The sequence below is a fragment of the Amycolatopsis australiensis genome (genome assembly GCF_900119165.1).
GTDB classification, from domain to species: domain Bacteria; phylum Actinomycetota; class Actinomycetes; order Mycobacteriales; family Pseudonocardiaceae; genus Amycolatopsis; species Amycolatopsis australiensis.
The window spans coordinates 7,335,382-7,355,427 of sequence record NZ_FPJG01000006.1; the positions used below are offsets into that span (position 1 = coordinate 7,335,382).

The 20,046-nt window shown below is 72.3% G+C and carries 19 protein-coding genes and 1 pseudogene; 3 read left to right on the forward strand and 17 right to left on the reverse strand.

Annotated elements, in window-relative coordinates; genetic code table 11:
* Positions 1 to 55 precede the first annotated feature (55 nt).
* On the forward strand, positions 56 to 1,264 hold the full coding sequence (locus BT341_RS34990) for an alpha/beta fold hydrolase (protein WP_072480287.1): 1,209 nt from the start codon (positions 56 to 58) through the stop codon (positions 1,262 to 1,264).
* On the opposite strand, the gene BT341_RS34995 is transcribed toward BT341_RS34990, so the two are convergent.
* Positions 1,261 to 2,211, reverse strand: a complete 951-nt coding sequence (locus tag BT341_RS34995) for a GlxA family transcriptional regulator (RefSeq protein WP_072480288.1) — start codon at positions 2,209 to 2,211, stop codon at positions 1,261 to 1,263. The two genes, BT341_RS34990 and BT341_RS34995, sit on opposite strands and share 4 nt — an antisense overlap.
* A gap of 88 nt (positions 2,212 to 2,299) precedes the next feature.
* Between BT341_RS34995 and BT341_RS35000 the strand changes: the two are divergent.
* Positions 2,300 to 3,237 (forward strand): annotated as a pseudogene (locus BT341_RS35000) (NADP-dependent oxidoreductase).
* A 19-nt stretch (positions 3,238 to 3,256) separates the two neighbouring features.
* Here BT341_RS35000 and BT341_RS45720 read toward each other — a convergent pair.
* The 14 genes from BT341_RS45720 to pyrR form a co-directional block, all read right to left on the reverse strand.
* Complete coding sequence (locus tag BT341_RS45720) at positions 3,257 to 3,415, reverse strand: hypothetical protein (RefSeq protein ID WP_177328970.1); 159 nt, start codon at positions 3,413 to 3,415, stop codon at positions 3,257 to 3,259.
* 150 nt (positions 3,416 to 3,565) lie between these two features.
* Positions 3,566 to 5,659 (reverse strand): primosomal protein N', encoded by a 2,094-nt coding sequence (locus tag BT341_RS35005; protein WP_072480289.1) that lies wholly within the window; start codon positions 5,657 to 5,659, stop codon positions 3,566 to 3,568.
* A gap of 88 nt (positions 5,660 to 5,747) precedes the next feature.
* On the reverse strand, positions 5,748 to 6,950 hold the full coding sequence (gene metK, locus BT341_RS35010) for a methionine adenosyltransferase (protein ID WP_072482354.1): 1,203 nt from the start codon (positions 6,948 to 6,950) through the stop codon (positions 5,748 to 5,750).
* A gap of 93 nt (positions 6,951 to 7,043) precedes the next feature.
* The gene (coaBC, locus tag BT341_RS35015) at positions 7,044 to 8,264 is read right to left on the reverse strand and encodes a bifunctional phosphopantothenoylcysteine decarboxylase/phosphopantothenate--cysteine ligase CoaBC (RefSeq protein ID WP_072480290.1); all 1,221 of its coding nucleotides are present in this window, start codon (positions 8,262 to 8,264) and stop codon (positions 7,044 to 7,046) included.
* Complete coding sequence (gene rpoZ, locus BT341_RS35020; RefSeq protein ID WP_072480291.1) at positions 8,257 to 8,526, reverse strand: DNA-directed RNA polymerase subunit omega; 270 nt, start codon at positions 8,524 to 8,526, stop codon at positions 8,257 to 8,259. The genes coaBC and rpoZ overlap by 8 nt, the downstream gene beginning before the upstream one ends.
* A complete protein-coding gene (gene gmk, locus BT341_RS35025) occupies positions 8,523 to 9,176 on the reverse strand; it encodes a guanylate kinase (protein WP_072480292.1) in 654 nt (217 codons plus the stop codon). The genes rpoZ and gmk overlap by 4 nt, the downstream gene beginning before the upstream one ends.
* On the reverse strand, positions 9,173 to 9,490 hold the full coding sequence (mihF, locus tag BT341_RS35030) for an integration host factor, actinobacterial type (protein ID WP_003096398.1): 318 nt from the start codon (positions 9,488 to 9,490) through the stop codon (positions 9,173 to 9,175). The genes gmk and mihF overlap by 4 nt, the downstream gene beginning before the upstream one ends.
* Positions 9,491 to 9,597: 107 nt before the next feature.
* Positions 9,598 to 10,446: an orotidine-5'-phosphate decarboxylase gene (gene pyrF, locus BT341_RS35035; RefSeq protein WP_072480293.1), complete on the reverse strand. Its 849-nt coding sequence runs from the start codon at positions 10,444 to 10,446 to the stop codon at positions 9,598 to 9,600.
* Entirely contained in the window at positions 10,443 to 13,757 is a 3,315-nt protein-coding gene (gene carB / locus BT341_RS35040; protein WP_072480294.1) for a carbamoyl-phosphate synthase large subunit, read from the reverse strand. Before carB ends, pyrF begins: the two co-directional genes overlap by 4 nt.
* Positions 13,757 to 14,878, reverse strand: a complete 1,122-nt coding sequence (gene carA / locus BT341_RS35045; protein ID WP_072480295.1) for a glutamine-hydrolyzing carbamoyl-phosphate synthase small subunit — start codon at positions 14,876 to 14,878, stop codon at positions 13,757 to 13,759. The genes carB and carA overlap by 1 nt, the downstream gene beginning before the upstream one ends.
* Positions 14,875 to 15,369, reverse strand: coding sequence for a PH-like domain-containing protein (locus BT341_RS35050; protein WP_072480296.1), 495 nt, complete (start codon positions 15,367 to 15,369; stop codon positions 14,875 to 14,877). The genes carA and BT341_RS35050 overlap by 4 nt, the downstream gene beginning before the upstream one ends.
* The gene (locus BT341_RS35055; RefSeq protein ID WP_072480297.1) at positions 15,369 to 16,655 is read right to left on the reverse strand and encodes a dihydroorotase; all 1,287 of its coding nucleotides are present in this window, start codon (positions 16,653 to 16,655) and stop codon (positions 15,369 to 15,371) included. Before BT341_RS35055 ends, BT341_RS35050 begins: the two co-directional genes overlap by 1 nt.
* Positions 16,652 to 17,584: an aspartate carbamoyltransferase catalytic subunit gene (locus tag BT341_RS35060; protein ID WP_072480298.1), complete on the reverse strand. Its 933-nt coding sequence runs from the start codon at positions 17,582 to 17,584 to the stop codon at positions 16,652 to 16,654. The genes BT341_RS35055 and BT341_RS35060 overlap by 4 nt, the downstream gene beginning before the upstream one ends.
* A complete protein-coding gene (pyrR, locus tag BT341_RS35065; RefSeq protein WP_072480299.1) occupies positions 17,581 to 18,180 on the reverse strand; it encodes a bifunctional pyr operon transcriptional regulator/uracil phosphoribosyltransferase PyrR in 600 nt (199 codons plus the stop codon). The genes BT341_RS35060 and pyrR overlap by 4 nt, the downstream gene beginning before the upstream one ends.
* Before the next feature lie 249 nt (positions 18,181 to 18,429).
* On the opposite strand from pyrR, the gene bldD reads away from it, so the two are divergent.
* A complete protein-coding gene (gene bldD / locus BT341_RS35070; protein ID WP_003096372.1) occupies positions 18,430 to 18,918 on the forward strand; it encodes a transcriptional regulator BldD in 489 nt (162 codons plus the stop codon).
* 105 nt (positions 18,919 to 19,023) lie between these two features.
* On the opposite strand, the gene nusB is transcribed toward bldD, so the two are convergent.
* Positions 19,024 to 19,479, reverse strand: coding sequence for a transcription antitermination factor NusB (gene nusB, locus BT341_RS35075; RefSeq protein ID WP_072480300.1), 456 nt, complete (start codon positions 19,477 to 19,479; stop codon positions 19,024 to 19,026).
* Positions 19,479 to 20,042 carry an elongation factor P gene (gene efp, locus BT341_RS35080; RefSeq protein ID WP_072480301.1) on the reverse strand — a complete coding sequence of 188 codons (564 nt, stop codon included), beginning with the start codon at positions 20,040 to 20,042 and terminating at the stop codon, positions 19,479 to 19,481. Before efp ends, nusB begins: the two co-directional genes overlap by 1 nt.
* Positions 20,043 to 20,046: the final 4 nt, after the last annotated feature.

The window sequence follows — 20,046 nt, forward strand, 5'->3', positions numbered from 1 at the left end:
CCAAGGTTTCGGCGGTACGGTCTTACCTTGACGTCACAAGGTAGGGAGGATCGCCGTGCCGGAACCCGGCCACGCGCGGCCGCGGCGCATCACGCGCCCGGACGCGGTCCTTCGCGGACACGAAACCGGCGCCGGACCGGCCGTTCTGCTGCTGCACGCCGGTGGTGAGCGGCGCCGGGTCTGGACGCCGGTCATCGAAGTCCTCGTCGAGGCGGGGTTCCGGTGCGTGGCCTTCGACCTGCGTGGTCACGGCGACAGCAGCGGTTCGGCACGGGCACTCGCGCCCTGCGCGGACGACGTCGCGGCCATGCTCCACGTCGAACCGCCGGGATGCGTGGTCGTCGGTGCTTCGCTGGGCGGGCTCGCCGCCGTCGCCGCCCTGGCGGATCCGGCGGTCCGGGCGCGGGTGGCGGGTCTCGTGCTGGTGGACGTCGTCCCGGACCTGGATCCGGGCCGGGTCCGCGGCTTCCTCGCCGCCGGCGGCCTGCTCGACGAGCACGCCGAGCTGGTCGGCGACATCCTCGCCCACGTCCCGCGGCTGCGCCGGGTCACCACGCAGCTCGAGCAGCCCGTCCTGCTGGTTCGCGGCGGCACCGGATCGCCCGTCACCGACGACGATGCCGGCCGGCTGCTGCGTCAGGCGCCGCACGCCGAAGTGACCCGCATCCGCGGAGCCGGGCACCTCGTCGCGCGGGACCAGCCGGTGGCGCTGGCCGGAACCATCGCCGCCGCCACCACCGAGTGGCCGGCGCTGGCTCTCCTGCGCGACCTCGGCGCAGCGCAGGTCAGCCACCCGGGCGGCACACTGCTCGACCACCTCCGCCGCGTGTCCGAGCAGGTGACCGAGTGGGGCGGGAGCCGGCGCGCCCGCCTCGCCGCGCTGTGCCACGCCACCTACGGCACGGACGGTTTTCCCCACCCGCTGCTGCCGCCGGACCGGCGAGCCCGCCTGCGCGCGGCCATCGGCGACGACGCCGAGGAACTCGTCCACCGCTACGGCGCCTGCGAGCGAAGCCAGACCTACGCGCGCCTCGGCACGGCACCGCTCCCGCTGACCGACCGCTTCACCGGCGAAGTCGTCGACCTGACCGGAACCGACCTCACCGACTTCGCGCTCCTCACCATCGCCAACGAACTCGACGTGGCCCGCACCGCTTCGCTCACTCCCGGGACGCGCGGCGCCATCCGGAGCCTCATCGCCACGCTGGGCGCCTACGTCCCCGACGTCAGCCGCCGAGCCGTCGCCGACCCGTCCCTGGCCTAGCCGTGCCGAGCCGCCGGGGGCGGGAACGTGCGGCGGTACGCCTGCGGTGACACGCCGATCGACGCGTGGAGGTGCTGGCGCAGCGAAGCGGGCGTCGCGAAGCCGACGCGGGTGGCGATCTGCTCGATCGGCAGGTCGGTGGACTCCAACAGCTCCCGCGCGCGCAGGACCCGTTGCCGGATCAGCCAGCGTCCCGGGCTCATGCCCACCTCGTCGCGGAAGCGGCGGGCGAACGTGCGCAGGCTCATCCGGGCGTGGCCGGCCAGGTCGGCCAGGGTCAGCGGCTGGTCCAGCCGCCGCAGCGCCCACTCCTGCGTCGCCGCGGTCCCGGCCGTGGCCGGTGGCGGCACCGGGTACTCGATGTACTGCGCCTGCCCGCCGTCGCGCCACGGCGGCACCACGCAGCGGCGGGCGACGTGGTTCGCCGCTTCGCTGCCGTGGTCCTTGCGCACGAGGTGCAGGCACACGTCCACCCCGGACGCGGCCCCGGCCGAGGTGAGGATGTCGCCGTCGTCGACGAACAGGACGTCCGCGTCCAGCCGCACCCGGGGGAACAGCTCGCGGAACCGGGCCGCCTGCCGCCAGTGCGTCGTGGCGACCCGGCCGTCGAGCAGGCCTGCCGCGGCGAGCGTGAACGCCGCGGTGCAGATGGACACCAGCCGCGCGCCGGCCGGCACCCGCGCGAGCGCGTCGGCCACCGGCGCCGGGAGGACCGCCGACTCCGGTGCCGAGACGTAGGGCGGGATGACCACCGTGTCCGCGCCGTCCAGCGCGTCGGGGCCGCGGTCGGCGACGACGTCGAAGTCGGCGGACGTGCGGACCGGACGGCCGTCGACGGTGCAGGTCACCACGTCGTAGCGGCCGTCCGCGGTGCCGAAGACGCGGTGCGGGATGCCGAGTTCGAACGGGTAGACGCCGTCGAGCGCGAGGACCACGACACGATGCATGGCACGATCCTATCGATGGTTGGCGTTCAGGCCACTTCCGTGTCGTGTCCGGCTGCCGGAAGCTGGGCGCATGAACGACATCACCACCATGCGCGCGATCAGCCAGGACGTCTTCGGCGGCCCCGAGGTGCTCCGCGAGGTACGGCTGCCCAAGCCGGTGCCCGGGCCCGGCGAGGTCCTGGTCCGGGTGCGCGCGGCCGGGCTCAACCCGACCGACTGGAAGCACCGCGCGGTGCCCGGGCTGTTCCTCGGCGAGCCGCCGTTCGTCCTCGGCTGGGACGTCTCCGGCGTGGTCGAAGCGACCGCCACCGGCGTCACGGTGGTCAAGCCGGGCGACGAAGTCTTCGGCATGCTGCCGTACCCGTCCGGCGCGGGCTCGCACGCCGAGTACGTGACCGGGCCGGCCCGCGCCTTCGCGCTCAAGCCGGCCACGATCGACCATGTGCAAGCCGGGGCGCTGCCACTGGCCGCGCTCACCGCGTGGCAGGCCCTCGTCGACACGGCCCGGCTCCAGGCCGGCCAGCGGGTGCTGATCCACGCCGCGGCGGGCGGCGTCGGGCATCTCGCCGTGCAGATCGCCAAGGCACGCGGGGCGTACGTGATCGGCACCGCGAGCGCGCCGAAGCACGGCTTCGTCCGGTCTTTGGGCGCCGACGAGGTCGTCGACTACCGCACGACCGACGTGACCGAGGCCGTCCGCGACGCCGACGTCGTCGTGGACGCCCAGGGCAACGAGCACGCGCTGCGCTCGCTGCGCAGCCTGCGTCCGGGCGGCATCCTGGTGTCCCTCCGGCTGGACGCGGGCAAGGAGGCCCTCGTCGAGGAGGCCGCCCGGCTGGGCGTGCGGGCGGAGATCATGCTGGTCGAAGCCGACCACGCCGGCATGGCGGCGATCGCGGAGCTGGCCGCCGGCGGCCGCCTGCGGGCCGAGATCGCCGAGACGTTCGAGCTGGCGGACGCGGCGAAGGCCCACGCACTCGCGACACCGGCCGGACCGCGGGGAAGCTGGTCCTGACCGTGCGCTGACCCGGCCCGCGCCGGCCGCTCAGCGGCTGAGCTGGACGGAGTTCAGCAACGCCGGAGCGGCCTGCGTGCCGGCGGGCGAGCTGTCGACCTCGGGCAACGGATCCTGCGGCGACGGACGGTCCGCAGCCCTGCTCGCCAACGACACGAACACCGAGGGCGACGCGAACATCGGCGGCACACCACCGACCTTCCCCCCACCATCTCCGCAGCCGTCAGCACGGCCGCGAACCGCACCGGCCCCGGCAGCTGCTCACGGGCGAACTCCTCGAACCGCACACCCCCAAGCTGTTGCGGTTCGGCCGAATTCGTGGCGTTCCGCGCCGTCCGGCTAGATCAGCTCCAGCGGGTCGAGCTGGACGCGGATCGGTTCCGTCGCCTTCTTGGCGTCGCGACGGGCCGCCGCCGCGTGGATCGATGCCGCCAGGGCCTTTCCGTCCGTGCGGGACACCCGGACCAGGGCTCGCTCACGCGACGCGTTGCCCTCTTCGTCCACTTCGCCGATCGGGACCGGGCCCAGGACTTCACCGGAGGGCGGAAGCGGCAGGTCGGCCAGGAAACCCGCCACCGCGTCCGGGGTGCCCTCCACGCTCGCCATCCGCATCGCCGGCGGGAAGCCCAGCTCGCGCCGCTCCGCCAGCTCCTGGCCCGCGTGCCACGCCGGGTCCCAGCGGACCAGTGCCTGGACCACCGCCAAGCCCGCCTCGGCCCCGACGATCACCCGGCCGCCGGAGGAAGCCGGGCGGACCAGTGCCGCCGCGGCCATCCAGCGCCGCAGTGCCTCCTCCCCTGCGCGGAGGTCCTGACGGCCCAGCAACGCCCAGCCGTCCAGCAGCAGCGCCGCGCCGTAGCCGCCTTCGGCCACCGGTTCCGCGCCCGGGGTGCACACCACCAGCGCCGGCTTGCCCGGCACCGACGCCAGCACCTCGGCCGCGCCCGACGTGCGGACCGGGACGCCCGGGAACGCCCGGCCCAGCTCCTCCGCCGTCCGCTTCGCGCCGACGATCACCGCGCGCAGCCGGACCGAGGCGCACGCCGGGCAGCGGAACGCCGTCTCGGGGACGCCGCACCAGCGGCACGCCGGCGGTTTCGGCTGCCCGTCGAGCGAGCCGCCGGGCAGGGCCAGCGGCCCGGCGCAGCGGCGGCAGTGCGCCGGCGTGCGGCAGTTCCCGCAGGCCAGCCCGGGCACGTAACCGCGCCGCGGCACCTGGACCAGCGCCGGCAGGCCCGCCGCGAACGCCTGCCGCGCGGCCTCGAACGCCACCGCCGGCAGCCGGGCGACGCGGGCGGCCTCGTCGCGGGCGACGTCGAAGTCCTCGCCGACCGGGGTCACGCGGGGCGCCGAAGACCGCAGCGTCGCGCGGTCGGCCAGCACCGGCGCCGCCCAGCCCGACTCGACGAGCAGCTGCGCCTCGGCCGTCCGGGCGAACCCGCCGACCAGCAGGGACGCCTTCGCCGCGTGCGCGCGGTCCATCAGCACGTCCCGGACGTGCGGGTAGGGCGCGTGCTGGTCGAGGTGCAGGTCGTCGCCGTCGTCCCAGACGACGAACAGGCCGGGGTCGGCCACCGGCGCGAACATCGCCGCCCGCGTCCCGACGACCACCCGTACCGCGCCGCGCAGCACGGCCAGCCACCGCCGGTACCGCTCGGCGGGCCCGAGCCCCGCGATCAGCGCGACGACGGCCTCCTCGCCCACCACCGCCGCGCACGCCTCGTGGACGCGGGTCAGGTCGCGGTGGTCCGGCACCACGAGCACGGCCCCGCGCCCGTGGGCGGCCACGGTCCCGGCGGCCTCGGCGAGCCGGCGCGGCCAGTCCTCGCCCGGCAGCGCCTGCCAGACGGCGTTCGCGGGCTTGCCTTCGGCCAGCGCCTCCAGGAACGCCGGGCCACGCTGGTAGCGCGCCCACGCTCCCGTCTCCGGCGCCGCCGGGACGGCGCCGGGCGCGACCGGCGGCTCGCCTTCGGCCTTCGCGTGCCGGGGCGGGATCGCGAGCCGCAGGACGTCCGAGAGCGTGCCGCCGTAGCGGTCGGCGACCGACCGGCAGAGCGCGTGCAGCGACGGCGGCAGCACCGGCTCGGGCGAGGTCACCCGGTCGAGGAAGGCCAGCTTGCTGCCGTAGTCGCTGGTCTCGCCGCGTTCGATCAGGTAGCCGTCGACGAGCTGCCCGGCGAACCGGACGCGCACCCGGCAGCCCGGCACGGCCGTCTCGTGCAGCTTCTCCGGCACGAGGTAGTCGAACGTGCGGTCCAGGTGCGCGAGCGGGATGTCGACGACGATCCGCGCGACCGGCCGCTCGGGGGCCGGCTGCTGGGCTCCCTTGGGCTTCTGGGTCTTCGGCGGTTTCCGGGCACGCGACGGCGCCGCCTTGGCGGGAGGCGGCTTCTCCGGGAGGTCCCAGAGAGCGGCGGACTCGGAGCTGCTCACGCCGTGATCTCTACCAGACCCCACCGACACCCCGGACGCCAGGAAGGCCACCCCGGGACTCCCGGAGTGGCCTTCACCGGATCGTGTGTCAGGCGCCCGCCGCCGACTTCAGGGCTTCGGCGCGGGCCGTGCTCTCCCACGGCAGGTCCAGCTCGGGACGGCCGAAGTGGCCGTACGCCGCCGTCGGGGCGTAGATCGGGCGCAGCAGGTCGAGGTCGCGGATGATCGCGGCGGGCCGCAGGTCGAAGACCTCGGTGATGGCCTGCTGGATCTTCGACGGGTCCACGGTCTCGGTGCCGAACGTCTCGACGAACAGGCCGACCGGGGCCGCCTTGCCGATCGCGTAGGCGACCTGCACCTCGACACGGCCGGCGAGACCCGCCGCCACGACGTTCTTCGCCACCCAGCGCATCGCGTACGCGGCGGAGCGGTCGACCTTGGACGGGTCCTTGCCGGAGAACGCGCCGCCGCCGTGGCGGGCCATGCCGCCGTAGGTGTCGACGATGATCTTGCGCCCGGTCAGGCCGGCGTCGCCCATCGGGCCGCCGATGACGAACCGGCCGGTCGGGTTGACCAGCAGCCGCGCGCCGGCGGTCTCGATGCCCAGGCCCTCGATCTCCGGCCCGACGACGTGCTCCTTGACGTCGACGCTGAGCATGCGCTCCAGGTCGATGCCGTCGGCGTGCTGCGAGGAGACCACGACCGTGTCGAGCCGGACCGGCTGGTCGCCGGCGTACTCGATGGTCACCTGGGTCTTGCCGTCCGGGCGCAGGTACGGCAGCACGCCGTCCTTGCGGACCGCGGTCAGCCGCTTCGAGAGCCGGTGGGCCAGCGCGATCGGCAGCGGCATCAGCTCGGGCGTGTCCGAGCACGCGTAGCCGAACATCAGGCCCTGGTCGCCGGCGCCCTGGCGGTTGATCTCGTCGTCGTCCGACTCGACCCGCGACTCGTACGCGGTGTCGACGCCCTGCGCGATGTCGGGCGACTGCGACCCGATCGCGACGTTGACGCCGCAGGAGTTGCCGTCGAAGCCCTTGGCGGACGAGTCGTACCCGATCTTGAGGATGACGTCCCGGACGATGGTGGGGATGTCGGCGTACGCCTCCGTGGTCACCTCGCCCGCCACGTGGACCTGGCCGGTGGTGATCAGGGTTTCGACCGCGACGCGGCTGCGCGGGTCCTTCGACAGCAGGCCGTCGAGGATCGAGTCGCTGATGGCGTCGCAAATCTTGTCGGGGTGCCCTTCGGTCACCGACTCCGAGGTGAACAATCTGCTGCTGGACGCGGTCACGGTGGCCGTCACTTCCTCACCTAGACGTCGGATGCCCCGTAACTTAGGCACCCCTTACCTGTGCAAGCGTACTGACTATCGCTCGCGGGACGGTCAACGCTTCATGAAGCTCACAACAGCGTCCCACACCGTGGACGCGAGTTCAGCCTTCGCGCCGAGAGGAATGGGGATTTCCGTGCCGTCGGAGCCGAGCAGCCAGCCCGAATTGTCCTCCGTGCCGAACGCCTTGCCGTCGCCGACGGCGTTGACGACCAGCAGGTCCGCGCCCTTCCGCTTGAGCTTGACGCGGGCGTGGTCGAGGACGCTGCCGTGCTCGTCGCCGGTTTCGGCGGCGAACCCGACGACGACCTGCCCGGTTCGCCGGTTCCGCACCAGTTCGGCCAGGATGTCGGCGTTGCGGTCGAGCGTGATCACCGGGTCCGGCCGGTCGTCGGACTTCTTGATCTTGACGTCGGCCCGGTTCGCCGGCCGGAAGTCGGCGACGGCGGCGGCCATGACGACGACGTCGGCCGACGCGGCTTCGGCGTGCACCGCCTGCCGCAGCTCCTCGGCGGTCGAAACGTGCTTCACGACCGAGCCCGCCGGGTCGGGCAGCGCGACGGTGTGCGCGGTGACCAGGGTGACCTCGGCGCCGCGCTGGGCGGCGACGCGGGCCAGCGCGTAGCCCTGCTTGCCGGAGGAGCGGTTGCCCAGGTAGCGGACCGGGTCGAGCGGCTCGCGGGTGCCGCCGGCCGAGACGACCACGCGGACGCCTTCGAGGTCGCGCGGGAGGGCGTCCGGGCGGGCCAGCAGCAGCCGGGCGAGGTCGACGATCTCGGCGGGGTTCGCCAGGCGGCCTTTGCCGGTGTCGACCCCGGTCAGGCGGCCGGAGTCGGGTTCGGTGACGATCATGCCGCGCGAGCGCAGCAGGGCCACGTTGTCGCGGGTGGCCGGGTGCTCCCACATCTCCGTGTGCATCGCCGGGAAGAAGGCGACCGGGCACCGGGCGGTGAGCAGGGTGTTGGTCAGCAGGTCGTCGGCCAGGCCGTGGGCGGCCTTGGCGAGCAGGTTCGCCGTGGCCGGGACGACCAGGACGAGGTCGGCCTCCTTGCCGACGCGGACGTGCTGGACCTCGGGCACCTCCGTGAATACGCCGGTGTGCACCGGGTGCCCGGAGAGGGCTTCGAAGGTGGCCGCGCCGACGAAGTTCAGCGCGGCTTCGGTGGGGACCACGCGGACGTCGTGACCGGACTCGGTCAGCCCGCGCAGGACCTCGCAGGCCTTGTAGGCGGCGATGCCGCCGCCCACGCCCAGGACGACCTTGGGCTTACTCACCCTCGGTGTGCTCGAGCAGGCCGCCGTGGATCTCGCGCAGCGCGATCGAGAGCGGCTTCTCGCGCGGGCCCGGCTCGACGAGCGGGCCGACGTACTCCAGCAGGCCCTCGCCCAGCTGGGCGTAGTAGTCGTTGATCTGGCGCGCGCGCTTGGCCGAGTAGATCACCAGCGCGTACTTCGAGCTGACCTTCTCGAGCAGGTCGTCGATCGGGGGGTTGGTGATGCCCTCGAGCTCTTCGGTCAAGGCTACCTGGCTGGTCACTCGTGGTGCTCCACATCTTCGGAAGACTGATCAGTAATCAAGTTTAGCAAGTGCTCAGCCGCCTCCCGCACGTCGGCGTTGACGACGCGGTGGTCGAACTCGCCCGCAGCGGCCAGCTCGCGCTCGGCCTCGGCCAGCCGGGCCTTGACGGCGGCCTCGTTCTCGGTGCCGCGCCCGGTGAGCCTGCCGACCAGTTCCTCCCACGACGGCGGCATTAGCATCACCAGCCGGGCCTCCGGCATGGCCGCGCGGACCTGGCGGGCGCCCTGCAGCTCGATCTCCAGGACCGCCGGGCGGCCTTCGGCGAGGGCCTTTTCGACCGGCTCGCGCGGGGTGCCGTAGCGGTTGCCCGCGAACTCGGCCCACTCCAGCAGCCGTCCACCGGCGACCATGGCGTCGAACTCCGCCCGGTCGACGAAGTGGTAGTGCGCCCCGTCGACTTCGCCGGGACGCGGCTTGCGCGTGGTCACCGAGACGCTGAAGTAGATCTCCGGCTCCAGCTTCCGCAGCTCGCCCACCACACTCGACTTCCCGACCCCCGAAGGCCCCGAGACGACGGTGAGCCGGTGCCGGGAGGTGTCCCCCGTCACCGGCTCACTGCCGCGGTCGGTGCCCCGGCTCGCCGGGTAGTCCTGACCGACGCCGCTCACTCGCCGCTGAACTCGGCCAGCAGCGCCTTGCGCTGCCGGTCGCCGAGGCCGCGAAGGCGACGGCTGGGGGCGATCTCCAGTCGTTCCATGGTCTGCTGCGCGCGGACCTTGCCGACGCCCGGGAGGGCCTCGAGCAGAGCCGAAACCTTCATCTTGCCGAGGACTTCGTTCTCCTCGGCCTGCTTCAGCACGTCGACCAGAGTGGTACCGCCCCGCTTCAGCCGCTCCTTCAGCTCAGCACGGATGCGGCGGGCGGCGGCGGCCTTCTCCAGCGCCGCAGCGCGCTGTTCCTCTGTCAGCTGGGGAAGTGCCACGTTTTCCTCCGGTAGTTCTCAAAACTGGGTGGGTGACGCGACGGTACCCACCCGTGAGCACCGGCCACAATGCGGGGGTGCCTGGTGGGACCCCGTTCCGGGCCCTGCTATTGGTCGTTTTCCTGCGGGTCGGCCAGCAGTTCGGCGACTCGTTCGACCGCTTGGCGCAAAGCGGCTTGCTCCGGGCCGTGCTTCAGGATGTCCCGGGACGACGCGGGCAGCACGCCCGGCAGGGAGGGCCCGAAGAGGGCCCGCAAATCGGCCACAGTGGCTCCCTGGGCGCCGAAACCGGGTGCCAGCACCGGACCGTTCAGCCGCGACAGATCGAGCTCCCCCGGGGCGTTGGTGGCCCCGGCGACGACCCCGACATCGCCGAGCGGTTCCGCATGAGCGTTGAGCGCCGCCGCGGCGTCGACGATCGCCTGCGCCACGGTCCGCCCGTCGGGCAGTTTCGCGTTCTGCACTTCGGCCGCTTCGGGGTTCGAAGTCCGGGCGAGCACGAAGATGCCGCGCCCCGCCGAGACGGCTGTCTCGGCGCACTGGGCCAGCGAGCCGAACCCGAGGTACGGCGAGGCGGTGATGGCGTCGGCCGCGATCGCCGCGCCGTCGGCCACGTACGCGGCGGTGTAGGCCGCCATCGTGGACCCGATGTCGCCGCGCTTGACGTCCAGCAGCACCAGCGCGCCCGCTTCGCGCGCGGTTTCGACGACCCGCTCCAGCACGCGGACGCCGGCGGCCCCGAAACTTTCGAAGAACGCCGACTGCGGCTTCACGATCGCCGCGCGGGCCGCCAGGACCTCCGTGGCGGACAGCGCGAACCGTTCCAGGCCCGAGGCGTCCACCGGGAGCCCCCAGGCCTCGATGAGGCCCGGGTGCGGGTCGATGCCGGCGCACAGCGGGCCCCGGGACGCGACGGCCTTGGCCAGCCGCGCCCCGAACCGCTCCACGGCGCTCACGACTGCGCCTTCAGCGCCGCCTGGAGCTCCTGCAGCGACCGGACCCCGATGTCGCCCCGGATGAGCGCCTCGATGCCGTGCACGGCCGCGGCGGCGCCCTGCACGGTCGTGATGCAGGGGATGTCGCGCGACACCGCGGCGGTGCGGATTTCGTAGCCGTCGACGCGGGGACCGCTGTTGCCGTAGGGGGTGTTGATCACCATGTCGACGCCGCCGTCGAGGATGACGTCCACGATGTTCGGCTCCGCTTCCGTGGAGCCTTCGTAGTGCTTGCGCACCACCGTGCACGCGACCCCGTTGCGCCGCAGCACTTCCGCGGTGCCGGACGTGGCGAGGATCTCGAAGCCGAGGTCCGCCAGCCGCTTCACCGGGAACACCAGCGAGCGCTTGTCGCGGTTGGCCACCGAGACGAACACGCGCCCGGACGTCGGCAGCGAGCCGTACGCGCCGCTCTGGGACTTCGCGAACGCCTTGCCGAAGGAGACGTCGACGCCCATGACCTCGCCGGTGGACTTCATCTCCGGGCCCAGCAAGGAATCCACGCCGTGCCCTTCCGGCGTGCGGAAGCGGTGGAAGGGCAGCACGGCCTCCTTGACCGCGACCGGCGAGTCGGCGGGCATCTGCCCGCCGTCGCCCTCGGCCGGGAGGACGCCGCTGGTGCGCAGGTCCTTGATCGTGGAGCCGGTCATGATCAGCGCGGCGGCCTTGGCCAGCGGCACCGCCGTGGCCTTGGACACGAACGGCACCGTCCGCGACGCGCGCGGATTGGCCTCCAGGACGTACAGGACGTCGTCCTTGAGCGCGTACTGGACGTTCAAGAGCCCGCGGACGCCCACGCCGCGCGCGATCGCCTCCGTGGAGCGCCGGACGGCCTGCAGGTCGGTGTGGCCGAGCGTGATCGGCGGCAGCGCGCACGACGAGTCGCCGGAGTGGATGCCGGCCTCCTCGATGTGCTCCATGACGCCGCCGAGGTAGAGCTCTTCACCGTCGAACAGCGCGTCGACGTCGATTTCGATGGCGTCGTCGAGGAAGCGGTCGACGAGCACCGGGTGCTCGGGGGTGACCTCGGTGGCGCGGCGGATGTAGCCCGCCAGGGACTCCTCGTCGTAGACGATCTCCATGCCGCGGCCGCCGAGCACGTAGGACGGCCGGACGAGCACCGGGTAGCCGATCTCGTCGGCGATCCGCTTGGCGCCCTCGAACGACGTCGCCGTGCCGTAGCGCGGCGCGGGCAGCCCGGCGTCGGTGAGGACCTCGCCGAACGCGCCGCGGTCTTCGGCCAGGTTGATGGCCTCCGGCGGCGTGCCGACGACCGGGACCCCGGCGTCGGCGAGCTTCTTCGCCAGGCCCAGCGGGGTCTGCCCGCCGAGCTGGACGATCACGCCGGCGACCGTGCCGGACGCCTGCTCGGCGTGCACGACCTCGAGGACGTCCTCGAAGGACAGCGGCTCGAAGTACAGCCGGTCGGACGTGTCGTAGTCGGTGGACACGGTTTCCGGGTTGCAGTTGACCATGACGGCCTCGAACCCGGCCTCCCGCAACGCGATCGCCGCGTGGACGCAGGAGTAGTCGAACTCGATGCCCTGCCCGATCCGGTTCGGGCCGGAGCCGAGGATGAGCACCTTCGGCTTGTCCGACTGCACGACCACTTCGGACTGGGCGTCGGGGTCGGACTCGTAGGCCGAGTAGTGGTACGGCGTCTTGGCCGCGAACTCGGCCGCGCACGTGTCGACGGTCTTGAACACCGGCCGCACGCCGAGGCGGTGCCGCAGCGCGCGGACGCCGTCCTCGCCGGCCAGCTCCGGGCGCAGCGCGGCGATCTGGCGGTCCGACAGGCCGGTGCGCTTGGCGCGCCGGAGCAGGTCCTCGTTCAGCACCGGCGCGTCGCGGACCTCGGCGCCGACCTCGCCGATGAGGGCGATCTGGTCGATGAACCACGGGTCGATGCCGGAGGCCTCGTGCACCTGCTCGACGGTCGCGCCGAACCGCAGCGCGCGTTCCACTTCGTACAGCCGGCCCTCGTGCGGCGTGCGCAGCGAGTCCAAAGTGGACTCCAGGGTCGCGCCCTCCGGGTCGGGCACGGTCCAGAACCCGGTCGCCTTGGTCTCGATCGAGCGCATCACCTTGCCGAGCGCCTCGGGGAAGCTGCGGCCGAACGACATCGCCTCGCCGACGCTCTTCATCGTCGTGGTCAGCGTCGGGTCCGCGCCGGGGAACTTCTCGAAGGCGAACCGCGGCATCTTCACCACGACGTAGTCCAGCGCGGGCTCGAACGACGCCGGCGTCTCGCCGGTGATGTCGTTCTGGATCTCGTCGAGGGTGTAGCCGATGGCGAGCTTCGCGGCGATCTTGGCGATCGGGAAGCCGGTGGCCTTCGACGCCAGCGCGGACGAGCGCGACACGCGCGGGTTCATCTCGATGACGACCATCCGCCCGTCGCGCGGGTTGATGGCGAACTGGATGTTGCAGCCGCCGGTGTCGACGCCGACCTCGCGCAGCACGGCGATGCCGACGTCCCGCATCACCTGGTACTCGCGGTCGGTGAGGGTCATCGTCGGCGCGACGGTGACCGAGTCGCCGGTGTGCACGCCCATCGCGTCGACGTTCTCGATGGAACAGACGACCACGACGTTGTCGTGCTTGTCGCGCATCAGCTCGAGCTCGTACTCCTTCCAGCCGAGCACGCTCTCTTCGATGAGCACCTCGGTGACGGGAGATTCCGCGAGCCCGGTGGAGGCCAGCCGCTCCAGATCCTCCGGGGTGTGCGCCATGCCGGAGCCGAGCCCGCCCATGGTGAAGCTCGGCCGGATGACGACCGGCAGGCCCAGCTCCTTGACGGTGTCGCGGACCTCGTCCATGTCGTGGCAGACGCGCGAGCGCGGGACGTCGGCGCCGACCGTGCGGACGATGTCCTTGAACTTCTGCCGGTCCTCGCCGCGCTGGATGGCGTCGATGTCGGCGCCGATCAGCTCGACGCCGTACTTGTCGAGCACGCCGCGCTCGTGCAGGGCGACCGCGCAGTTCAGCGCGGTCTGCCCGCCGAGGGTGGCGAGCAGCGCGTCAGGGCGCTCTTCGGCGATGACCTTCTCGACGAAGTCCGGGGTCACCGGCTCGATGTAGGTCGCGTCGGCGAACTCGGGGTCGGTCATGATGGTCGCCGGGTTCGAGTTCACCAGCGACACGCGCAGGCCTTCGCTGCGCAGCACCCGGCAGGCCTGGGTGCCGGAGTAGTCGAACTCCGCCGCCTGCCCGATCACGATCGGCCCGGAGCCGATCACCAGCACGTGCTGGATGTCCGTCCTCTTCGGCATCAGGCCTTCTTCTCCATCAAGCTCACGAACTCGTCGAACAGGGGGGCCGCGTCGTGCGGGCCGGCGGCGGCTTCGGGGTGGTACTGCACCGAGAAAGCCGGGACGTCGAAGGCCCGCAGGCCCTCGACCGCGCCGTCGTTGGCGCAGTAGTGGCTGACCTGAGCCGCGCCGAAGGGCGACTCGAAGCGCTGCCCGGGCTCGCCTTCGAGGGCGAAGCCGTGGTTCTGCGCCGTGATCGCCACCGACTTGGTGGCGACGTCGATCACCGGGATGTTGATGCCGCGATGGCCGTAGCGCATCTTGTACGTCCCGAGGCCGAGCGCGCGGCCCAGGACCTGGTTGCCGAAGCAGATGCCGAACAGCGGGATCTCGCGGCCCAGGACCTGCTTGGTCAGCTCGGTGGCGTGGGTCGTGGTGGCCGGGTCGCCCGGGCCGTTGGACAGGAACACCCCGTCCGGCTCGACCGCCAGCAGCTCGTCCAGGGACGACGTCGCGGGCAGCACGTGCACCTCGATGCCGCGCTTGATCATCTGCCGCGGGGTGTTGGACTTGATGCCCAGGTCCAGCGCCGCCACCCGGAACCGCGTCCGGCCCTCGGGCGAGATGACGTACGGCTTCGGCGTGGTGACCTGACCGGCCAGGTCGGCGCCCTCCATCTTCGGGCTGGCCAGCACCTCGGCGACCATGTCGTCGACGCTGCCCAGCGCGTCGCCGGAGAACACCCCGGCGCGCATCGCGCCGCGTTCACGCAGGTGCCGCGTCAGCGAGCGGGTGTCGACCTCGGCGATGCCGACGACGCCCTGGCGCACCAGCTCGTCGTCCAGCGTGCGCTTGGCGCGCCAGCTGGACGGCGTGCGGGCGGGGTCGCGGACCACGTACCCGCTGACCCAGATCTTCGAGGACTCGTCGTCCTCGTCGTTCCAGCCGGTGTTGCCGATCTGCGGCGCCGTCTGCACCACGATCTGCCCGTGGTAGGACGGGTCGGTGAGCGTCTCCTGGTAGCCGGTCATGCCGGTGCAGAACACCGCCTCGCCGAGGGTTCGCCCCTGCGCGCCGTACGCCGCGCCGCGGAACACCCGGCCGTCTTCGAGTACCAGTGCGGCCTGAGCGCGCGCGTTCACTGGGCACCTCCCTTGATCTTGAGCTGTTCGATCCACTGTGGATAGTCTTCGAGGTCGTCGCCGCGGAAGCCGGTGTCGAGGTCGACGTCGCCGAGGCGCCAGGTGAGCACCAGCAGCGCGTCGGTACCCATCACCTTCCCGGCGATCTTCGTGTCCCGCCGGACGCCGGTGACCGCTTCGCGCGGGATCCAGAAGTCCGGGGCCCCGCCGCGCTCGACGGCGATACCCCCGGCGTGCAGGCGCCAAACCGCGCCGGTGCGCAGGCCCGCGCCGCGGGTGACGATCCGGTCCTGCCAGTTCCCGGCCGTCGTGGTGGCCAGGTAGACGCCGGCCGACTCCAGCAGCACCTCACCGGGGTCTTCCGGGATCGGCGGGAACGGCGGAACCCGGGCGCTCTGCGAACGGGACTTGCGCCGCCAGCCCACGTACATGCCCCAGAGGCAGAGCAGGAAGAACACGACGATGGCCAGCACCAGCCAGAAGCGCTCCATCAGCAGATCTTCCCGTCCCTGGCGGTGAGCCGCCCGCGCAGCAGCGTGGCGGTCACCACGCCGGGCAGCCGCATTCCCTCGTACGGGGTGTTGGCCGCGATGCTGGCCAGCTCCGCGCCGCGGACCGTCCACCCGGCGTCCGGGTCGACGAGCGTCAGGTTCGCCGGCTCCCCCACCGCGATCGGACGGCCCTGGCCGGGCAGGTTGCCGATCTCGGCGGGCCGTTCGCTCATGACGCGGGCGACACCGCGCCAGTCCAGCAGCCCGGTGCGGACCATCGTCTCGGTGACGATGGACAGTGCCGTCTGCAGGCCGAGCATGCCCGGCCGGGCCGCGCTCCACTCGGTGTCCTTGTCCTGGACGGCGTGCGGCGCGTGGTCGGTCGCGACGCAGTCGATGACACCTTCGGCCAGGGCCGCGCGCAGCTTTTCGGCGTCGGACTCCGTGCGCAGCGGCGGGTTCACCTTGTTCACCGGGTCGTAGGTGGCCAGGCGCTCGTCGGTGAGCAGCAGGTGGTGGGGCGTGACCTCGGCCGACACCTTCGTGCCGCGGTCCTTGGCCCAGCGCAGCACGTCCGCCGTGCCCGCCGTCGAGACGTGGCAGACGTGCAGCCGCGCGTTCGCGTGCCGGGCCAGGAGGCAGTCGCGCGCCACGATGGACTCCTCCGCCGCGGCGGGCCAGCCGGTGTAGCCGAGGCGGGCCGCGCGCTCGCCCTCGTGGGCCTGCGCGCCGACGGTCAGCCGCGGCTCCTCCGCGTGCTGCGCGATGACGGCGTCCAGTGCGGTCGAGTACTCCAGCGCCCGGCGCATCAGCAGCGGGTCGCCGACGCAGAGGCCGTCGTCGGAGAACACCGTGACCCTGGCCTGCGAGTTCGCCATCGTGCCGAGTTCGGCGAGCTTCTCGCCCTTGAGCCCGACGGTGACCGCGCCGACCGGGTGGACGTCGACCAGGCCGACCTCCTGCCCGCGCCGCCACACGTGCTCGACGACCACGGAGTTGTCGGCGACCGGGTCGGTGTTGGCCATGGCGAACACGGCGGTGTAGCCGCCGAGCGCCGCCGCGGCCGAGCCGGTCTCGATCGTCTCGGTGTCCTCGCGGCCGGGTTCGCGCAGGTGGGTGTGCAGGTCGACGAAGCCGGGGAGCAGCACCTGCCCGTTCGCTTCGATGACTTCGGCGTCTTCGGGAACCTGGACCGTGCCGATCGCGGTGATCACCCCGTCCTCGACGAGGACGTCGACCGGGTCACCCTCGCCGTAGGGGCGGGCGGCCTTGATCACGGTGCTCACGCGGCGGCTCCTTCGCTGGCCAGGAGGTGGTAGAGGACCGCCATCCGGACGTGGACGCCGTTGCGGACCTGTTCGGTGATGGCCGAAGCCGGGGAGTCGGCGACCGCGCTCGCGATCTCCATCCCGCGCAGCATCGGGCCGGGGTGCAGGACGACCGCGTGGTCCGGCAGCAGCTTCTGCCGCCGTTCCGAGAGGCCGTACGCGATCGAGTACTCGCGGGCGCTCGGGAAGAACCCGCCGTGCATCCGCTCCGCCTGGACGCGCAGCATCATGACCGCGTCGACCGCGGGCAGCTCGGCGTCCAGGTCGTGCGAGACGGTGACCGGCAGGCTTTCGACGCCGTAGGGCAGCAGCGTCGGCGGCGCGACGAGCACCACCTCCGCGCCGAGGGCCGAGAGCAGGTGGATGTTCGAGCGGGCGACGCGGCTGTGCAGGACGTCCCCGACGATGGCGATCCGGCGGTCCTTGAGCGAGCCGAGGCGTTCCCGCAGCGTGGCCGCGTCGAGCAGTGCCTGGGTCGGGTGCTCGTGGGTGCCGTCGCCGGCGTTGACCACCGACGTGCCGGGCTCGGCCAGCCACTCCGAGAGGCGCTGGGCGGCGCCACTGGCGGGGTGCCGGACGATCACGCAGTCGGCGCCCGCGGCGGCCAGCGTCAGGGCCGTGTCACGCAGGGATTCGCCCTTGTTGACCGAGGAGCTGGACGCGGAGACGTTGATCACGTCCGCGCTCATCCACTTCCCGGCGATCTCGAACGACACCCGGGTGCGGGTCGAGTTCTCGTAGAACAGGGTGATCACCGTGCGGCCGCGCAGCGTCGGCAGCTTCTTGACCTCGCGGCCGAGCAGGGTGTGCTTCAGCTCGTCGGCGGTGTCCAGCACGGCCGTGGCGACCGCGGGGTCCAGGCCGTCGGTGGCGAGCAGGTGCTTCACGAGTCCTCTCCAGGGGCATCGGCTGGGCGCAGCAGCACCGCGTCGCGGCCGTCGATCTCGGCGAGCAGGACGGACACGCCCTCGGCACGGGCGGTCGGGATGTTCTTGCCCACGTAGTCGGCGCGGATCGGCAGCTCGCGGTGCCCGCGGTCGACGAGCACGGCCAGCTGCACCGCGCGGGGGCGGCCGTGATCACGGAGGGCATCGAGAGCGGCCCGGATCGTGCGGCCGGAGAACAGCACGTCGTCGACCAGGATCACGACCCGGTCGTCGATGCCGCCGGCGGGCAGCTGCGTCTGCTCGAGCGCGCGCGGCGGGCGGCGGCGCAGGTCGTCCCGGTAGAGGGTGACGTCGAGGGCGCCGGTCGGCGGCCGGACCCCGGAGAACTCGCCGATCTTGTCGGCCAGGCGGACGGCGAGCGGCGTGCCCCGGGACGGGATGCCGAGCAACACGGGCGGGGTAGTGCGCTCCGCACCGTTCGCGGTCTTTTCGATGACCTGATGGGCCATTCGGGCGATCGTGCGCGCGACATCGCCGGCCGACAGGAGCTCGCGCTCCCCGGCCGAACCAGCCGCGCCACGTGGACGTGACGACAAACCGGACTCCTTCCCCGCCTCGCCGGACGGGTCCTTAAAGGACGTCTGTTCCCCTGCTGGTCGGGGCTTTCGCACCGACAGTAGCAGGCACTTTGCTCAGTCTTCCGGGTGGTGTGGCGTGATTCGCGGCAAGCTCCTGCTTGACCTGGTGACAACAATGCGTAACCATTACTCTGAGTATTCGACTCAGCGAGTCCCCTGGACCGGTCATCCACGGCCGGTCGGGGGTGAAGAACGGAGAACGACCAGATGGGCGATTACGCCAAGGCGCTCGGGGCCAAGCTCCGCGGGATCCGCCAGCAGCAGGGTCTGTCCCTGCACGGGGTCGAGCAGAAGTCCGGTGGGCGCTGGAAGGCCGTCGTCGTCGGCTCGTACGAGCGTGGCGACCGTGCCGTCACCGTCCAGAAGCTGGCCGAGCTGGCCGACTTCTACGGCGTGCCGGTGGTCGAGCTGCTGCCCGAGGGCCGGGTCCCCTCCGGCGCGGAGCCCGCCACCAAGATCGTGATCAACCTGGAGCGCCTGCAGCAGCTGCCGGCCGAGAAGGTGGGCCCCCTCGCCCGCTACGCCGCGACCATCCAGAGCCAGCGCGGCGACTACAACGGCAAGGTGCTCTCGATCCGGACCGAGGACCTGCGGTCCCTGGCCATCATCTACGACATGACCCCGGGCGAGCTGACCGAGCAGCTCATCGACTGGGGCGTCCTGCCCCCGGAGGCGCGTCCTTCCAAGGAAGACTGATCGGCCGATGTGCTGCACCGACGAGGTGAGCGTTCCCCGGTGGGGCACCGGAGACGCTCACTGACTCGTCGGGGGGCCTCGCAGCACCCGGGGTGGATCTTCCGTTCAGAGCACCGCGCGCAGGCGGTCGGCGATCGTGCCGATCCGGCCCAGCACGCCGTTGACGAACCGCGGCGAATCGTCCGTGGACAGTTCCTTCGCCAGGCCGACGGCCTCGTCGATCGCGACCGGGTCCGGCACGTCTTCGGCCCACAGCAGCTCGTAGACCCCGACCCGCAGCACCGCGAGGTCGACCTTCGGCATCCGCTCCAGCGTCCAGCCCTGCGCGTGCTCGGCGAGCAGCTCGTCGATCTGCGCCTTCCGGCCGGTCACGCCCTCGACCAGGCTGATCGTGTAGTCCGCGATCGGGTCGACGTCCGTCGCGCCGACCCGGTCGGCCAGCAGCGTCACCGCGTCGGTGTCGCGCTGCGCGGCCTCGTACAGCATTTCCACCGCCCGGCGGCGCGCCTGCCTGCGGCTGATCGCGCCGCCGCGGTTCGGGTGGGGTTTCGACGTCGGCATCAGCTGGAGACGCGGCCCAGGTAACGGCCGTCGCGCGTGTCGACCTTGATCTTCTCGCCGGTGGACAGGAACAGCGGGACCTGGATCTCCGCGCCCGTCTCCAGCGTCGCCGGCTTGGTGCCGCCGGTGGAGCGGTCGCCCTGCAGGCCCGGGTCGGTGTGCTGGATGACCAGCTCGACCGACGTCGGCAGCTCGACGTACAGCGGCTCGTTTTCGTGCACCGCGACCTGGACCTCGGTGTTCTCGAGCATGTAGTTGGCGTTGTCGCCGACGACCTCGGCCGGGACCGTGATCTGGTCGTAGGTGTCGCCGTCCATGAACACGAAGTCCTGGCCCTCCTTGTAGAGGTAGGTCATGTTCCGGCGGTCCACCGTGGCCGTGTCGACCTTCGTGCCCGCGTTGAACGTCTTGTCGACCACCTTGCCGGTGAGCACGTGCTTGAGCGTCGTGCGCACGAAGGCACCGCCCTTGCCCGGCTTGACGTGCTGGAACGCGGTGACGGTCCACAGCTGGCCGTCCAGGTTGAGGACGAGCCCGTTCTTCAGGTCGTTGGTCGTGGCCACGAGC

Excerpts from the sequence above, each read along its gene's own strand:
- bldD (WP_003096372.1), top strand. The coding sequence starts at position 18,430 with ATGGGCGATTACGCCAAGGCGCTCGGGGCCAAGCTCCGCGGGATCCGC.
- BT341_RS35050 (WP_072480296.1), bottom strand. The coding sequence starts at position 15,369 with ATGGAGCGCTTCTGGCTGGTGCTGGCCATCGTCGTGTTCTTCCTGCTC.
- nusB (WP_072480300.1), bottom strand. The coding sequence starts at position 19,479 with ATGCCGACGTCGAAACCCCACCCGAACCGCGGCGGCGCGATCAGCCGC.
- BT341_RS34995 (WP_072480288.1), bottom strand. The coding sequence starts at position 2,211 with ATGCATCGTGTCGTGGTCCTCGCGCTCGACGGCGTCTACCCGTTCGAA.
- carB (WP_072480294.1), bottom strand. The coding sequence starts at position 13,757 with ATGCCGAAGAGGACGGACATCCAGCACGTGCTGGTGATCGGCTCCGGG.